Genomic DNA, 16,213 nt, shown 5'->3' with positions numbered 1-16,213 from the left:
TTATGAGACCCAATCGTATTTCATTTGAAGATTTAGTAGATCAAAATAAACAACAATTGCTGAAAGACCAAGAAGCTTTAGATAAAATTGAACGTGAAATAGATGAAAAACACGTAAAGAAATTGTCTTTAACTTCATATGTAAACTGATGATATCACATGCCAAAAGCACCCGCATACCTATGCAGGTGCTTTTTTAACCTACTAATTAAATCTATTTCATGATACGCCAATGATGATTTGATATAATGGAAGTACATGTCAAAGAAGGGAGGAGCCTCGAAGTGAAAGATGTTGGGTTAGTCTTGGAAGGCGGAGGTATGCGGGGTGCATATACGGCCGGAGTACTAGAATTCTTATTGGACGAAGATATACATATTCCTTTTGTTGTCGGAGCTTCTGCTGGAGCTTGTAATGGAAGTTCTTACGTGGCGAGGCAAAAAAAGCGAAACTATGAAGTTATCGTTGGCTATGGGGATCACCCAGAATATATATCGTATAAACGAATGTTTACTCATCGCCAACTGTTTGGAATGGATTTCATATTTGATAAACTGCCAAATCAGCTCGTTCCATTTGATTATGAATCCTTCAGTAGCCAATCGACTAAATTCGCTGTAGGGACTACTGATATGGATAGCGGGAAAGCTTTATTTATCGATCGATTTCCAGATCGTGAAAGCTTGTTAAAGGTGATTCGTGCTTCCAGTTCGCTGCCATTGATCGCACCGAGTATTGCCTATGAAGGCAAGCAGTTGATGGATGGAGGTATTTCCAATCCTATTCCGATCCAGCGTTCAATTGATCAAGGCAATCGAAAACATATCATCGTATTAACAAGAAATGACGGCTATATTAAGAAGAAAATGAAATTAAGCTGGTATTTCAACCGCAAGTTCCGTCAGTTTCCTTATTTTGCACAGGCACTGTTGAACCGTCATGTCAGATATAATCAGCAGCTTAAAAAGGTGAAGGAAATGGAAGAGAATGGGGAAGCATTCGTTTTAAGACCTGCGGAACCCCTTCAGGTCAGTCGTATTGAAAGAAATAAAGAGAGGCTTCACCATCTTTACATGCAAGGCTATAATGAAACCAAAAATCAGGCAGAGCGGTTAATAGACTTTTTACAAAAATAAGCCCTTGGGAGTTGAATGCGTTGGGTGTACCTGAACAATTAAAAAATGAAATTGTACATACGTTTCAGAACCATAGAAATGAAGAAAATCGCCAAGGCATGGAAGCGTATATGAAAAATCAGTTTCGCTTCTATGGAATAAAGACACCAGAGCGTAAAAAATTGCTAGCGCAGATACTGAAGGAATATCGTTTGCTTACTCAAGCTGAGCGAGTACGCACCGCATTGTTATTATTTGAGGAAGCGGAAAGAGAGTGTCAGTACGCTGCTCTCGCTTTGTTGGAAAAAGGGAAAAAGCACGCTTCCCAATCCGAGATAGACATTTATAAGGAGTTGCTCCTGACAAAGTCATGGTGGGATACGGTTGATATGATTGCTTCTAATCTATGTGGAGATTATTTCAAGAAATATCCCGACATGCTTGAGCCGATCACAGAACAATGGAGGCACTCGAGCAACTTGTGGGTTAGACGTTCTAGCCTATTGCATCAACTTAAATTTAAAGAGCAAACAAATGAAAAACTTCTATTTGAAACGATCGATGTTTTAAAAGATGAAAAAGAATTTTTTATTGAAAAAGCGATAGGCTGGGCGCTCAGAGAGTATAGTAAAACAAATGCTCAAGCTGTAATCAATTATTTAGATCATACAAAGTGCCGGCCATTGAGTCGAAGAGAAGGTCTGAAATGGTTAAAGAATAAGGGGTTGGTTCATCAATGAGAGGGTTTACAGGTTCCTCTCCATGTCCATAATGGTAGTGCAAGAGGATATATGGGAGGAAGCAATGATGAGCAATTGGTTTGATTTTACTTTTTTGGATCAGACATTGGGATTACTCGATGAAGATTTATTGCAAGTGTTCAATTTAAAGGCTGAATATGTTCAATTTTCATTAGTGCTTTTATTGGTGACTTCGCTCATGTGGGTCGTCCGTCCAGTCATCGAGTGGATCATGTTAAATCACTGGAGTACAATGGCCAGCTATACGACGAGCGTGCTTTTAGCTTTAGCTTTTCTTCAACTTGTAGATCGGTATGCAATGGTTCAGAAAGAATCGATGCTGCCAGAATATTATTGGCCTTTATGCTTATTGGCGATCAGCAGCTACGGGGTTCTATATTCGCTCTTTAAGGTAATTAAAAAGACGTGGGTCCACTTTTCTAAACGTTCAAAAAAACGCGCAGCATAACTTACCTTAGATTTGCCACCTTATAATGAGGTGGTTTTTTTAAGGATTTCTTTAATACAAATGTCTTTCTCCCTATAGTAAGACTGAAGATGTAATGGAAAAGGATATACCAGTGAGTTCGAGTATGTAGCAACTAAATTTATAGATGCTTTGGGCAAAAAAAGTTAACCTTCGAGTTTCCAACCTGGAAATTATCGAGCAAAAAGCCCTTGATTATCGTAGGTTAAATTAGAAAAAGCCGCATGAACTGCGGCTTATCTCATCTTGACTTATTCAATGATTTAAATAGTTCATCATGCCAGGAATAAGCTTGTTTGGCAATCATTTCAGGACTTTGTTTAGTGGGTGATGCTTCTAAAACAAGCTTCTTCTCATGCTCTGATAAGTGTTCATAAGATGAGCGCAGCTCGGTTGTGTATTGCATGTAATCCTTTAATTGATACAAGAAATCCTCCATATGGTTCGCCGACATCGTATCATCCTCCTCTATTTCTTTCATACCTTTTTCCAATTGTTATGAAACATCGAAAGGACAATAGAAATAGTTAAGTCTTCTTTCTTCTTTGGTTCCACGGAGTGATATCAGTTTGTCCGAGAAAAGAAGGTTGTAGTGTAGATTGGAAGGATTGAGTCATCTGTTTAGGTTGTTCCCAGTCCAGATAACGATAAAGTGTCCGCTTCGCTTTTGAAAGAGACAATTTCGGCTTCGGATTACGGTAGGAATGATCTACCTTGCCTAGATGTTTAAGCTGATCAAAATCACCTTTATTAGCTGGAATGTGGAAGTAGAATCCACCGATTTCAATGAGGAGAGTAGAATGCTGCTGACTGAACTTGGGATGATCGGAAAAGTGGAGGCCAATTTTTTTAGCGCGGTTTTCCTCGAGAAGCTTGTCTATTGTATGCTTTTTAATGTCATACAGATGCTTGGGTTCGGGTGCTGTTTTTGCATGTCGATTCACGATGAATAAGGCCTCGGCCAATTCTCGATTCGATGTCTTCTGGTCTTTCATTAGTAAACTCCTTTCATCCATATTTATTTCTCTATTACGTCTATTTTAAACAAATTTCAAAAAAATGGTATATAGGTAAAAGTTACGCTTTTTCCATTCATTTCTATTTATGGCGGATCTGATCTAGTTTATGTGGGTAAACCGGCCTGTTGGATAGTGCTATCGTATCACGCTTGTAAAGGCATTGATAAAGGTAAGGACGGTTGTCACAAAACTGTTATAATTCTTTTGATTTTAGTGTGTAAACTGAGATCTCCGGCCTGCACAAGAATCGGTATGGCATCCTTGTAGTTCCAAGCCCACGGCTGACAAATAACTGCAGGCGATCGCCGAGCTGATAACTTCCTTCTACATACTTCTCCGCATATGGAGGAGTAATTAAATAACCGTAGATAGGAAGTTGTACTTGACCTCCGTGGCTATGACCAGAAAGCTGTATATCTACTGGATAGTGTTGGATTTCATCGGCAACATCAGGTTCATGAACCATGAGTAACGTGAATATATCCGGATCCACAAGATGAAGAGCTTCATCAATATTTGGTCTTCCAAGCATTACGTCATCCAATCCTGCAAGAATAAAAGAGCCTCTATGGTCTCCTATTCTCGTATGACTATTTTGAAGCAATCGAAAACCTCCAGCTTCCATCACATCTTTAATTTTCTCCGTTCCATTCCCACCGTGGTCATGATTCCCGTATATCCAAAACTTCCCTAACGGGGCGGTGAGTTGGCTCAATAGAACGGGAAGCTCATCAGGAAAATCGTACAAATTTGGAGCATCAATTAAATCTCCAGTAAATAAGATCAAATCTGGTCTTTGATAGTTTATTTCATCTATTAATTCTTTTAACTGTTTTAAGTCATAGTGATAGCCAACATGCGTATCTGAGAATTGAAGAACTTTAATGTTATGCAAGCTAGTTGGTATTTTGTCATTCTCTAATGTGAAATTTCTTATCGCAAGCATCCTTGGTTCAACGTATCTTGCATAATAATAGCTGCCCCCAGTTAAGCCTATAACCCCTAAAACACTACGCAAACTGTTCTTAATAAACTTGCGCCTTGTTAATTTCATATGGTGACCTCTCCTCTAAATTCTTGGTCATTATACCACGAATTCTATGATTCAACCTTCATAACATGCCTATTAGAAAATATTTCTTTAAAAATGAACAGGAATTCATTTTTTTATGTTGAATGTAATGAGAGAGAAGAGTTAGGAGGTCATTGGAATGAAAAATCAAGTAGTCATTGTAACAGGAGGGTCCAGTGGAATGGGCCTTTATATGGCAAAACGGTTCTTAGATGAAGGAGCAAAAGTGGCAATTACAGGCCGAAACATGGAGCGGCTGGAAGAAGCGAAACGACAGATTGCAGAAGGAAAAGAAGAACATCTGTTATTGGTTCAAATGGATGTGCGGGAAGTTGAAGATGTTAAGCGAATGGTTGATAAAACGCATGAAGCCTTCGGAAGAATCGACCATCTTGTCAATAATGCAGCAGGAAATTTCATAGTGCCTGCTGAAAAGCTCTCGCCTAATGGTTGGAATTCAGTCATCAATATCGTACTGAATGGCACATTCTACTGCAGTCAGGCGGTCGGTAATTACTGGATTGAAAACAAGATTAAAGGATCGATTTTAAATATGGTTGCTACGTACGCGTGGAATGCCGGGGCTGGGGTTATTCATTCCGCATCAGCTAAAGCGGGAGTACTAGCGATGACCCGTACTCTTGCTGTGGAGTGGGGGAAAAAGTATGGCATCCGAGCGAATGCCATTGCACCCGGACCAATTGAACGGACGGGGGGAGCAGATCGGCTATTTGAATCAGAAGAAGCTGCGAAACGCACCTTAAGTTCAGTGCCGCTTGGGAGGTTAGGAACACCAGAAGAGATTGCAGGACTTGCACGGTTTATCTTGTCTGAAGAGGCATCTTACATGAATGGGGAAGTAGTTACCCTGGATGGCGGCCAGTGGCTGAACAAGTTCCCATTTTAGTAAAAGATCGACTTACTATTGAAAAGGAGTATAGTTTTTCTAATACATTGGAGAAGTTAGGAAAAGCTCATTCGTAAACAAAAAACTAATAATGGGGAGGACTATATCTTGAAATAAGATATAGTCCCTTTTTAGTAAGAAAAGATTTATACCCGTGATTTGTAAAATAGAACCCCATTATTCAACTATCGCCTCCTTATCCTTAAGACTTAGATTCGAGAGAATAGCTTTGTTTAGATGGGGGGTGTTTCCGTTACCTAGTCATCTGGAGAGGTGGTCGGGGAAATGGCTCGCTTCCCAGCCATACCATTCCCGCAGGAGTCTCCCCATTTCCCTTCTCACCTTGCTATTTTTTGGTGGAACGGAAACGTATGCAAAAGTAGAAACAGTCCATTTAGTACAGATGATTCACTATGGAAATGTATTCGTTTATCCTGTCAGAATAGGAATGATTTCAAGATGCTTTTATCATAGAAATTCAACTAGCCTCACTCTAATACTGTAACTAGGTGGGTTTGAGAGATTAATGACAGCTGGGATGGCTGGAAAATGACGAGACTCCCAATTTAAATGTAGAAGCGCCTTGAACAGCGGCGTATGGACTGGACTGAGCTGGAGGAGATAAAGGAAACACGAAGAACGAAGCAATTCGATGTTGACTTATCGTACAGAAGCGAGGGAAGTCTCACTAGCCGCTAGGCGCTGGAACTGGATAGAACAAGGGAGAAGGACCCAGGCGAGACCCCACAGTGAGCGCAGCGAATGAGGAGGCTCGGCAGTCCCCCCACAGGAAAGCGAGTTATTTTCCAGCCATCCCTAACACTTTTACAGTTACGAACCGAAGTTATCTCGAAATCAAGTCTTCAAGATAACTGCTATTTAATTGAACAACGATGATGAACTAAATAGTTATATTAAAATAGAATTTTTCTGTTATAAATCGACATTTACAGGGTATTAAGACAACGCGTGGGAAACCAAATAAAAATAGAGGAGGATTCCATGAGAAAGAAAAACTTGATTGACTATGGGATTTTTGTTCCTTCGTTAATCATTATCATCGCCATCAGTATACCGTTTACGTTATATGAAGCGGAGTCACTGAAACTATTAAATTCTATATTTGATTATATTGTAGAAGTGTTCAGCTGGGGATATCTATGGTACGGGGTCATACTCGTTGCAGCAGGACTATATTTTTCGTTTTCCAAATATGGTCAAGTTGTTCTTGGTGATCCAAAAGAGAAGCCCCGATTTACACTTTTCGAATATGCCTCCATTTTAATCGCCATGGGAGTTGGATCGACCATCATGCGTACAGGGATGTTGCAGTGGACGTCTGTAGCAAACGATCCTCCAGCTGGAGTAGAACCTGGGTCGACAGAAGCTCTGTTATGGGGAAACGCCTATAGCATGTTTCTCTGGGGGTTCCAGGTTTTTGCCATTTTCGTAATGATCGCTCCTGCGATGGGGTATATTTTGCATGTCCGCAAACGGCCATTAATGAGAATTTCAGAAGCCTGTCGAGTTATTTTTGGAGATAAACTGACAGATGGGTGGGCAGGAAAAGTACTTGATATTCTTTTTTTAGTCAGTATATTGGCTGGTGCTTCTGTTACGCTAGGGCTTGGAGCTCCAATAATTACACATAACTTATCCGCATTATTAGGAATGGACGTGACATTTGGAATGACCATCATTGTCACGATTATTTGGGTATTCTTGTTTTCACTGAGTGCATACTTAGGAATAGAAAAAGGAATCAAACGCTTAAGTACTTGGAATATGTACTTGGCGGGAATATTTGCTGTATTCATTCTTATTGCCGGACCAGGCGTGTTCATCTTAAATTATTTTTCAGATAGTGTTTATTTTCTATTGTCTAAATACTTGAACATTTCTCTTAACACGGGTTCCGTGTACGAAGGAAAAGCTTCTCATATTCAAAGTAATACGGTTTTTTGGTATGCCTACAGTGCCACATGGGCTATGCTGCACAGTGTGTTTGCGGCAAAAATCTCAAGAGGAAGAACGATTAAGGAAATGATTCTTACGTATCTCCTTGCTCCTACACTAATTTCATGGATTGCAACTGGAGTACTTGGAGGACTAGGTGTGCACAGATATTTGAATGGAGATCTTTCTGTATTAAATTTAGTTAAAGAAAATGAAAGAATGGCAGCTATTCCTGAAATTTTATCTACTTTGCCAATTGCCGAGTTTTCCATTATTGTTTTCATGATTGTCGCGCTTATCTTCTTAACAACGACGCTTGATTCCACCACATATACGGTAGCAGCGTACACAAGTACAAGGGATATGAGTAAGTTTGAACCGCCGAAAGTGCTGCGAATTGTCATTGCGGCTGTTATTACAATAATGGCACTAGTGTTGATGAGAATTGGGGGTCTACCACCTCTTGAAGTGATTTCAGGATTGATGGGACTGCCGATCATCATCGTCCAATTTTTACTTATCTATGCTGCGAAGAAGATGATAGATGTCGATCAGGCATGGAAGACTAACGTGAGAAGTTAAAAGCACAAATTCTAGTTAAATATTTTAGTGATAGAAGCCTTTTCTAGTAAAGGAGGCGGATGTACAAGCGTTTTCTCTTCTATTTCATAGATTATTAAATGTAAGCGACGTCACTTACTATCCACTATCTATGAAATGAAAGGGGAAAACGTAATGGGCTTAATTGCTGTAGTTATCGCGCTTTTATTACTGGTCGCGTTATTAGTTGCTGTTCTTTTAGGTACACCTGAGCAACAGCAATATATCATGGAAAGCATCCAAAATATATTAGATACAATTGGATCATAGAAAAAGGTTAATCCGGGAAAACATCGATGCGATCGATGTTTCCCCTTTTTTTGGAAGGTACACTTAACTCGATTATGAATACACAAGATTTTTGGAATGAACCACTCTACAGCCACCATATATTTAATTGGGAGGTGAAGACTTATGAAGACGTATAAGGAAAGTGCCCAATTTGAGCATATGTTCTGGTTACAAATCCTTGGCGATCATGCACGCTTCATTCGGGATGCATTATATCCATCAGAAGATGAAGCGATTCAAAAGGCAAAAAAATATGTTGAAGTGTTTGATCAATCCTTAAAAGCCGCCCGTAATAATCAGATGGGGGAGATCCAAGAGTTTACTAATCAGGTAGGTAAAGTTGTACGGGAGTTTCGTAAGTTTAAGCTTTCATTACTTGAACGTCAGTTGAAAGGTGAGGTGGGTATCCACTTATCTCCTACTTTTTTCAATCATATGGTTAATGAACTTGAGGAGTATTTATTAGTCATTGGCTTTCTTGGCAAAGGAGATCTTCCACCGGTTTTTCATGAACTGCATCACCATATGTTATGGTTATTGGATGCCTCAGGCCACGCAGGTGCAATCAATGATCAGTTAGATGGAGTAGAGAAACGCATGAAAAAGAAGAGTGAAGAATTCACGAAGCATTTTGAGCAATTTTATTTAAAATCGGTAGAACTAACCGGTTATTTACGAACGAACTTGGAATCATTTCCTGCCCTTAGAAGGTTTAATAGTGACGTAGAACTGGAAATGAAGTTGTTTAAAACTTTTCTCAGCGAGTTAGAAGAAATGGAACTATCCGAAACTTTGTTAGGTACATTTTCGGGATTAATGGCGGACCACATGTTTCGTGAAGAATGCTATTACTTGTATAAACTGGCGGAATCGACGCATAAGCCTTATCCTTCTTGTGACCCGGCAAAACCAAGGACAGAGGATCCTATTTAGAAACTACTTAAAGATACATAGCCATCTAAACTCTCATCTATTTGAGGTGGGTTTTTTTTATTAGAAAAAACAGCTAAGGTCTTTTTAGACTTAGCTGCAGGACATATATTATTTGATGTGTTTTAGTTCACGGTTCATTTTTTTAGATATATTTTTGAAATACAGGTAAAAGCAAATCCAACTAACCGCATAGATGAAAATAGCGACCGAAAAAAACATCAGTATGTTCTTAAATTGCAGCGGAATCCAGCCAAATCCTAGTGATAAGATAAAATAAAGAATGGTGACAGTGGTGAAATGGAGAATAGTTTGTATGGCAAGATTTAATGACCTGATTTCAAAGTAGAGAGGAGAAACCGTAAACAACCAGGCACATAGGATATAACCGGCTGAATCTTTTATGAACTGCTTACCATCAAGCATGTTCCCCTCTCCGAAGATTACTGTGGCATAGGTCACTACTACAGTGACGAACGCTCCAAAGAAAATCCCCATCATACTTTTAAATAAAAAGGTTTTCATTTACTCTCCCTCCTGTTCATTTTTAATACTTCCTTAATTTTTCCAACGTAGTGTCTAGAGGCATACTCTTTCACGCCAGATTTAAAGTTAACGCATAAAGTTCCATGGAAAGATGGCTCAAAATGGCTGATTTCATAGAGGTTTGCAATAACGGATTTTGATAGTCGTATAAAACGGTGCGCAGGGAGAAGTTGTTCCAATTCATACAACTTTTCTTTTATTTTAAAATCCCCGCGTGCTGTTAGGGCGTGTACATAGTCCCCTTTAGCATGAAAGAAATGAATTTCCTCAGGCTTAAGGATGTGCTGCCTCTCCCCATCTTTGCCAAGGATAAACTCTATTTTTCTTTCATTAAGATAATTAAGGATCTCTTTAATAGAGTCGTTAACTTCCTTGCAGTGAATCGTAACCGTAGTTTCTTCGTGTGTACCATCTACGTCAAGTAAAACCTTCATTCACTAATCCCTCCTTGCTTGACACTATCTAAAGTTAGTATAGTTCGACCCTTATGAATTGTCACCATAATGAAGTTAAGACACAGATAAGTAGCGGTATGTTGTCAGAATCATTGTCCATCCTTACTTAAGAAAATGTGTGCGTAGAGGAATAATGAAATACTTTTATTTCGAAATAAATTGTTTAGTAGTATTTGGAAGTGGGAATTAAGTTGTAATAAATGGAAATTAGTCAATCTTGGGATGATGTTAAAAAAGTTTGTTTGCTGCTCGTACATAAAGGAGGGGTAAGGCTTCACCACAACATGTTGGTTGGTCTTTGCTTGGTTTAGATTGGGTTTTACTAAATGCTCAAAACAATAGGAGGTACCAAGTTGATGAGTAACAATCGTGCGGTGGCATATACAGGAAATGGCGGAGTTACGGTAAAAGATATTGACTTTCCAGAATTGGTTTTACGGGACGGTCCTGGTGTTAACCCTCAAAATGTCGGTCGTAAGTGTGAACATGGGGTGATTTTAAAAGTCGTTTCCACAAACATTTGCGGCAGTGACCAGCATATGGTGCGTGGTCGGACAACAGCTCCTGAAGGTCTTGTGCTTGGCCATGAAATAACAGGGGAAGTCATTGAGACCGGGCGCGATGTAGAGTTTGTGAAAAAAGGTGATTTAGTTTCGGTTCCATTTAATATTGCTTGTGGCCGCTGCCGAAATTGTATAGAAGGAAATACACATATTTGTTTACACGTTAATCCTGATCGTCCTGGATCTGCTTACGGTTATGTCGACATGGGCGGATGGGTAGGAGGACAAGCAGAATATGTGATGGTTCCCTATGCAGATTTTCAAGTGTTAAAATTTCCGGACAAAGATGAGGCAATGGAAAAAATGCTCGATTTAACAATGCTCTCAGATATTTTCCCCACGGGCTTCCATGGTGCCTATAGCGCTGGGGTGAAAATGGGTTCCACGGTATATATCGCAGGGGCTGGTCCCGTTGGATTGGCAGCTGCTCATTCCGCGCAACTATTAGGAGCATCTACCGTAATCGTAGGAGATCTTATTGATGAGCGACTCCAACAAGCCCAAAGTTTTGGCTGTGAGACTATTAATATCAGTAAGCACGATAATATAACTGAACAAATCGATCAAATACTTGGAGTGCCTGAAGTAGATGCTGCCGTCGACTGTGTTGGGTTTGAAGCCCATGGGCACAATCACCAAGAAGCTCCAGCAACTGTGCTCAATTCAATTATGAAAGCGACTCGCGCTGGCGGAGGTTTAGGTATCCCGGGTTTATATGTAACGGAAGATCCAGGAGCTTCAGATGAAGATGCAAGACGTGGAGCGTTGAAATTAGATTTCGGGTTAGGATGGGCAAAAGCCCAAAGTTTTGTAACCGGACAGACGCCAGTTATGCGATATCATAGAGGATTGATGAAGTCGATATTAAAAGGCAAAGCAACTATTGCTAAAGCCGTAAATGCCACGGTGATCGGTCTCGAAGACGCTCCTCGCGGATATGATGAGTTTGATAGTGGTGTGGCTAAGAAATTTGTATTAGATCCTCATGGACTGCTGAAAAACTAAATGCAAATATTATTTATCAAATGTATTAAAAGACACGCTTTCTCAGAGCGTGTCTTTTCTGCTTTATTAAAGGAAAGGTACCTGGCAACTTGCATAAATAATACGGAATCATCTTAAACTTCTATTTAAAAGACAGGCTCAAATCTCTTCTGATAGTAAGGGTGATACAAATAATACAATGGATAACCTGAAGTATAAAAGTACTGGATAAGCGGTCCGGCAAAAACGGCTCCTGCTATCGTCCCTAGTCCGACGGGGCCTCCAATCAAGAGAGCACTTGTAGAGGTAGTTACCGCGACAGAAGTCTGGCTCATACGGAGACTGATGTTAAACCTTTTTGCGATAGCAAGAAACAGTTGGTCCACAGGTGCTCTTGGAAGCTGTGGCAGGATATAGATGGCTACTCCTAATGCACTGAAACTAATTCCGATTACCATCGTTATCACCTGAAGAGCAAATGGTGCTGAGACTAGGCTCATGTTTTTAAAGACGATTTCTACCCCAAAATCTAAGATCAGACCTTCTCAGACGAGTGGCATGATCGCTCTTACTTCCGGTTTTTGTTTAGTCAGCCAACTATTAATGAAAATGAAGAGAAGCTGAAAAAGCGCATACCAGATCCCGACGGTAAAGCCAAACCGATCAGATAGCCCTGTAAACAGGGCTGTCCAGAAACCTGCACCTAGTGTAGCGTTGATTAATAGGGCCACACCAAAAAAATTAATAACCATTCCTAGTATATAAATAGACATTCGATAGATCATTTTACCCGGAACTTTCTTATACATATCGAGCATGGAATTTTATTATTCGGCAATTTTATTAGTCGTGGAAATGCGGGTCAATAGTTTTTATGAACTTTATTACAGGTTGCAAAATAATAAAGGCAGGTTTTATTTAAACAATTTGAGATTAGAAGATAATGAATGAAATATGGAGGTGCTTGGTTGCTAATTTCTTTTGAATAAGCGAGTGTCATAAAATAGTAAAGCGATCTATACTTCATGGTATAGATCGCTATTTTTATGGGTAAAGATGAAAGAAAAGAGCCATTTAGATTGAAGAAAGTTGGGAGCACATGAAATCTAAACATAAACATTTGCCCGCTTATATTGTAGATGAATTTAAAGAACTGGATAAAGTCACCAAGCCGCTTTTCAAAAAAATGAGAGGATATGCATTACTATCTTTCATCGCAATACCTATTTCTTTCATTAATATACTTAGTTTATTTTTAGCTGGAAAGACAGAACCCATTTACATCTTTCCTCTCCTCTTCTTTAGTATCGTAGGTGCGTTTGGACTTGCCCTTCAAAGAGAAGTTAAATTTCTATATAAAGAAATTCAAGCCACAAGTGTTCAATTCATTAAGGAACGAATTCGAAAAACCGAAGTCATGCATGAACATAAAAGAAAAAATTACATGGAATTGATTGTAAAGGAGCCCTTTTCTTCGATAAACCTCTTTGCTGAGTTTTTAGAGGAAGAGCGGCGGCTGAAGACAGATAAGTAATTCCTTATAATAAAAAATGCTCAGACGTATGCCTGAGCATTTTTTCATTAAATGATATAAAAGAAGATAGAGAAAAAATGGAGTATTGATCCTCCAAGAACAAACAAGTGCCAGACCATGTGGTGATAGGTAAAGCTTCGCCATACGTAAAAAATGGCGCCTATGGAGTACATCACCCCACCGACAACTAGATAAGTAATTCCGGCCGCTGGAACTTCAGCGGTCAATGGGCCCCATGCAAGGATGATTTGCCATCCCATCAGCACGTAAAAAACGGTGGATAGGATAACGAATTTTTTCACAAAGAACACTTTAAATATGATCCCAAGTATCGCCATTCCCCAGACGATACCGAACAGCGTCCATCCGAGGGTACTTCTTAGTGGGACGAGTAAAATCGGAGTGTAGGTTCCTGCGATAAACAAATAAATGGCTGAATGGTCAAAAATTTCAAAGAGATCTTTGGCTTTTCCTGGGGGGAAACTATGAACGAGCGTCGAAGATACATAAAGTAAAAGCATCGTGATTCCATAAATCGTTACAGAGACTAAATGCCAGGCATTCCCTTCAATACTTGCAAAAACAATTAAGAGAACAAGCATCGCTACGCTTAATATCGCACCGATGCCGTGGGTAATCGCGTTGGCGATTTCTTCGCGTTTTGAAAATGTATGAGTGGTCATAATTCTAATTCAGCTCCAATATCGGTGGATTGTTTCCATTATACGCCTTAGAAAAAACTTATCAAAGGAAAAAATCATTTTACAGGTTTATCCAGTTGGATGCCCGGGGTAAAGAATAGGGCTAAAGAGTTTGTAAGGAGAGGTTTGTCGGAATTTGCAGGTCGAGATTTGTTTCGATGTATGTTAAACTATTCATGGTTCACAAGAGCGTCTCTAACTGCTCCTTCAGTTGCTCGATATAAAGGAGTGAAAGATTACTATGGTAAGTTTAGAAAAAGAAAGATTGGAACTTGATATTCCTCAGGTATCTGATATTATGATACCTTCTGAGAAAGTGGCCCACGTACAAGTAGGAAATCCTTTGGAACATGCTTTGCTTGTCCTTGTAAAATCTGGATACTCAGCTGTTCCGGTTCTTGACCCTACGTATAAATTTCAAGGGGTTATTAGCAAAACAAAAATTCTAGAAGAAACATTGGGGATTGAAGACTTTGAACTTAACCGGCTATCGGAAATTCAAGTTAAAGAAATTATGGACACAGATGTACCTTGTCTGAATTTAGACGATAATATGATTGATGCCCTGCATAAATTAATTGATTTTCCTTTTGTTTGTGTTACAAACGAGGATGGAGAATTTGATGGAATCGTAACTCGCCGGACGATTTTGAAGCAGTTTAGTAAGCATTATCACGAAACACTTAAACATCTATTAAACGACAACGACTAATGAATAAACCTATGTTAGAATAGATGGCATCATCATGATGCCATCTATTTTTTTGGATGAAGGGGAAAGTCTATGGAAGATCGATACATAAAAAATCGTGGTTATGTGTTAGCTTCGATTATGCTTGCAATGTTTTTAGCAGCGATAGAAGCGACCATCGTTTCTACAGCGATGCCAAGCATCGTTTCAGACTTAGGCGGTTTCAGTTTATATAGCTGGGTATTTTCAGCTTATTTACTGACAAATGCAGCAACGGTATTGTTGTTCGGACGCCTCTCTGATATCTTCGGGCGTAAACCCATATTCCTTACTGGAATAGGTTTGTTCCTTGTAGGAGCTGTCTTATCTGCAATGGCCCCATCCATGAAGGTGCTCATTGGGGCGAGATTAATCCAGGGTCTAGGTGCGGGTGCCTTAATGCCCATTGCAACAACCATCGTAGGAGACATTTATACAAAGGAAGAGCGCGCGAAAATTCAAGGCTATCTTGCAAGTGTCTGGGGGATCTCTGCAGTAACAGGACCAGCACTTGGAGGGTTTTTCGTTGATATTTTAAGTTGGCATTATGTGTTTTGGATGAACATACCTCTTGGCCTCCTTGCCATGGTAGGAATCATTTACTTCTTCGACGAGAAAGTCACTAAAGAAAAGCGCTCGGTGGACGTAGCTGGTTCATTTTGGGTGGTTCTCACAGTTAGTTCGATCATGGTTGTTCTAGTTGAAGGGGGAGTCAGAATAGCATGGGTTTCCTTTCCAATGCTGATTTTACTTATTGTTGCAGTGGGAGGATTTCTCTTATTCATGCAGCAGGAACGGAAAGCACAGGAACCAATGATGCCTTTTCATATATGGTCGATTCCATCAATACGTTATGCTAACCTTACTTCATTAACAACAGGGATGATCCTTATTGGTGTGTCGAGTTATCTCCCTGCATTTGTTCAGGGCGTGATGGAACAGCCTGCCATAATTGCTGGATTTACGTTAACTACAATGTCCATCGGCTGGCCTATTGCCTCGACTTCCGCAGGTCACCTTTTATTAAAGATAGGATTTAGACCGACCTCGATCCTTGGAGGGGTTTCATTAATTATCGGGGGAATTCTTTTTTCCATGTTAAGTCCGGAAAAAGGACCATGGTTTGCGGCATCTGGATCTCTGTTTATTGGTATTGGGATGGGACTCTCATCCACTTCGTTTATCGTATCCATCCAGAATAGTGTGGGATGGAAAACGCGTGGAATTGCCACCGCAACAAATATGTTCATGCGTACAATCGGAAGTGCGATCGGTGCTGCTCTTTTAGGGGGGATTTTGAATGGGAGGATCAAGGCGAGTATTGAAGATTCCAGTCTGCCTGATTCCTATACTGTCGATTCCACGAATGAGCTGCTCAAGGAAGCAGATAGAGAAGCACTTGGCTCAAAAGCTCTAAATATATTACAGGACGCCTTAGCCAGCGGGCTGCATATGGTATATATAGGTTTGTTAGTCTTAGCGATTATCAGTTTCTTTTTAATCCTGAAATTACCTAAACAAGAAGATTGAAAATAGTCATAATCCTTTGATAAAGTAAAGGGTGAAAGATTTTATCAGTACATA

Annotated in this window: 20 protein-coding genes; 12 read left to right on the top strand and 8 right to left on the bottom strand. The window is 39.9% G+C overall.

Features of this window, described 5'->3' with window-relative positions; all coding sequences use genetic code 11:
* Positions 1–2: 2 nt before the first annotated feature.
* The 4 genes from HM131_RS12795 to HM131_RS12780 all read left to right on the top strand — a co-directional run bounded on the left by HM131_RS12795 (position 3) and on the right by HM131_RS12780 (position 2,323).
* On the top strand, positions 3–149 hold the full coding sequence (locus HM131_RS12795; protein WP_085030131.1) for an FbpB family small basic protein: 147 nt from the start codon (positions 3–5) through the stop codon (positions 147–149).
* 134 nt (positions 150–283) lie between these two features.
* Positions 284–1,135 (top strand): patatin-like phospholipase family protein, encoded by an 852-nt coding sequence (locus HM131_RS12790; protein ID WP_085030130.1) that lies wholly within the window; start codon positions 284–286, stop codon positions 1,133–1,135.
* Between the two features lie 20 nt (positions 1,136–1,155).
* Positions 1,156–1,854 carry a DNA alkylation repair protein gene (locus HM131_RS12785; protein WP_157130816.1) on the top strand — a complete coding sequence of 233 codons (699 nt, stop codon included), beginning with the start codon at positions 1,156–1,158 and terminating at the stop codon, positions 1,852–1,854.
* A 64-nt stretch (positions 1,855–1,918) separates the two neighbouring features.
* Entirely contained in the window at positions 1,919–2,323 is a 405-nt protein-coding gene (locus HM131_RS12780) for a hypothetical protein (protein WP_232324779.1), read from the top strand.
* 259 nt (positions 2,324–2,582) lie between these two features.
* Here the strand turns inward: HM131_RS12780 and HM131_RS12775 are convergent, their stop codons facing one another.
* The 3 genes from HM131_RS12775 to HM131_RS12765 form a co-directional block, all read right to left on the bottom strand.
* Complete coding sequence (locus tag HM131_RS12775) at positions 2,583–2,795, bottom strand: hypothetical protein (protein ID WP_085030128.1); 213 nt, start codon at positions 2,793–2,795, stop codon at positions 2,583–2,585.
* 73 nt (positions 2,796–2,868) lie between these two features.
* Positions 2,869–3,336 (bottom strand): YkyB family protein, encoded by a 468-nt coding sequence (locus HM131_RS12770; protein WP_085030127.1) that lies wholly within the window; start codon positions 3,334–3,336, stop codon positions 2,869–2,871.
* 217 nt (positions 3,337–3,553) lie between these two features.
* Positions 3,554–4,414 carry a metallophosphoesterase gene (locus HM131_RS12765; protein WP_085030126.1) on the bottom strand — a complete coding sequence of 287 codons (861 nt, stop codon included), beginning with the start codon at positions 4,412–4,414 and terminating at the stop codon, positions 3,554–3,556.
* Positions 4,415–4,571: 157 nt separating this feature from the next.
* On the opposite strand from HM131_RS12765, the gene fadH reads away from it, so the two are divergent.
* From fadH to HM131_RS12750, 4 genes are all read left to right on the top strand, one after another.
* Positions 4,572–5,339: a 2,4-dienoyl-CoA reductase gene (gene fadH, locus HM131_RS12760; RefSeq protein WP_085030125.1), complete on the top strand. Its 768-nt coding sequence runs from the start codon at positions 4,572–4,574 to the stop codon at positions 5,337–5,339.
* A 1,002-nt stretch (positions 5,340–6,341) separates the two neighbouring features.
* Complete coding sequence (locus HM131_RS12755) at positions 6,342–7,877, top strand: BCCT family transporter (protein ID WP_085030124.1); 1,536 nt, start codon at positions 6,342–6,344, stop codon at positions 7,875–7,877.
* Between the two features lie 153 nt (positions 7,878–8,030).
* Positions 8,031–8,165: a hypothetical protein gene (locus tag HM131_RS21175; protein ID WP_269749091.1), complete on the top strand. Its 135-nt coding sequence runs from the start codon at positions 8,031–8,033 to the stop codon at positions 8,163–8,165.
* A 144-nt stretch (positions 8,166–8,309) separates the two neighbouring features.
* Complete coding sequence (locus HM131_RS12750) at positions 8,310–9,119, top strand: DUF2935 domain-containing protein (protein ID WP_085030123.1); 810 nt, start codon at positions 8,310–8,312, stop codon at positions 9,117–9,119.
* 108 nt (positions 9,120–9,227) lie between these two features.
* On the opposite strand, the gene HM131_RS12745 is transcribed toward HM131_RS12750, so the two are convergent.
* Together HM131_RS12745 and HM131_RS12740 are read right to left on the bottom strand one after the other, a co-directional pair.
* Positions 9,228–9,641, bottom strand: coding sequence for a DUF3021 domain-containing protein (locus HM131_RS12745; protein WP_085030122.1), 414 nt, complete (start codon positions 9,639–9,641; stop codon positions 9,228–9,230).
* On the bottom strand, positions 9,638–10,096 hold the full coding sequence (locus HM131_RS12740; RefSeq protein ID WP_085030121.1) for a LytTR family DNA-binding domain-containing protein: 459 nt from the start codon (positions 10,094–10,096) through the stop codon (positions 9,638–9,640). The genes HM131_RS12745 and HM131_RS12740 overlap by 4 nt, the downstream gene beginning before the upstream one ends.
* A 377-nt stretch (positions 10,097–10,473) precedes the next feature.
* Between HM131_RS12740 and fdhA the strand changes: the two genes are divergently transcribed.
* Positions 10,474–11,685 (top strand): formaldehyde dehydrogenase, glutathione-independent, encoded by a 1,212-nt coding sequence (gene fdhA / locus HM131_RS12735; RefSeq protein ID WP_085030120.1) that lies wholly within the window; start codon positions 10,474–10,476, stop codon positions 11,683–11,685.
* Positions 11,686–11,810: 125 nt separating this feature from the next.
* Here fdhA and HM131_RS21090 read toward each other — a convergent pair whose 3' ends face one another.
* Complete coding sequence (locus tag HM131_RS21090; protein ID WP_232324778.1) at positions 11,811–12,122, bottom strand: DUF6198 family protein; 312 nt, start codon at positions 12,120–12,122, stop codon at positions 11,811–11,813.
* Positions 12,123–12,209: 87 nt separating this feature from the next.
* Entirely contained in the window at positions 12,210–12,449 is a 240-nt protein-coding gene (locus tag HM131_RS21085; RefSeq protein ID WP_232324777.1) for a DUF6198 family protein, read from the bottom strand.
* A gap of 314 nt (positions 12,450–12,763) precedes the next feature.
* Here HM131_RS21085 and HM131_RS12725 point away from each other — a divergent pair, with 314 nt between their 5' ends.
* Positions 12,764–13,198 carry a DUF5392 family protein gene (locus tag HM131_RS12725; RefSeq protein WP_085030119.1) on the top strand — a complete coding sequence of 145 codons (435 nt, stop codon included), beginning with the start codon at positions 12,764–12,766 and terminating at the stop codon, positions 13,196–13,198.
* 47 nt (positions 13,199–13,245) lie between these two features.
* Here the strand turns inward: HM131_RS12725 and trhA are convergent, their stop codons facing one another.
* A complete protein-coding gene (gene trhA, locus HM131_RS12720; RefSeq protein ID WP_085030118.1) occupies positions 13,246–13,881 on the bottom strand; it encodes a PAQR family membrane homeostasis protein TrhA in 636 nt (211 codons plus the stop codon).
* Between the two features lie 259 nt (positions 13,882–14,140).
* Here trhA and cbpB point away from each other — a divergent pair, with 259 nt between their 5' ends.
* On the top strand, positions 14,141–14,611 hold the full coding sequence (cbpB, locus tag HM131_RS12715; protein WP_085030117.1) for a cyclic-di-AMP-binding protein CbpB: 471 nt from the start codon (positions 14,141–14,143) through the stop codon (positions 14,609–14,611).
* A gap of 72 nt (positions 14,612–14,683) precedes the next feature.
* Positions 14,684–16,159 (top strand): MDR family MFS transporter, encoded by a 1,476-nt coding sequence (locus HM131_RS12710; protein ID WP_085030116.1) that lies wholly within the window; start codon positions 14,684–14,686, stop codon positions 16,157–16,159.
* The last annotated feature ends 54 nt before the right edge of the window (positions 16,160–16,213 follow it).

Origin of the sequence: Halobacillus mangrovi, assembly GCF_002097535.1 — a bacterium.
Classification (GTDB): Bacteria; Bacillota; Bacilli; order Bacillales; family Halobacillaceae; genus Halobacillus; species Halobacillus mangrovi_A.
This window is presented reverse-complemented; position numbering and strand designations above follow the sequence as displayed.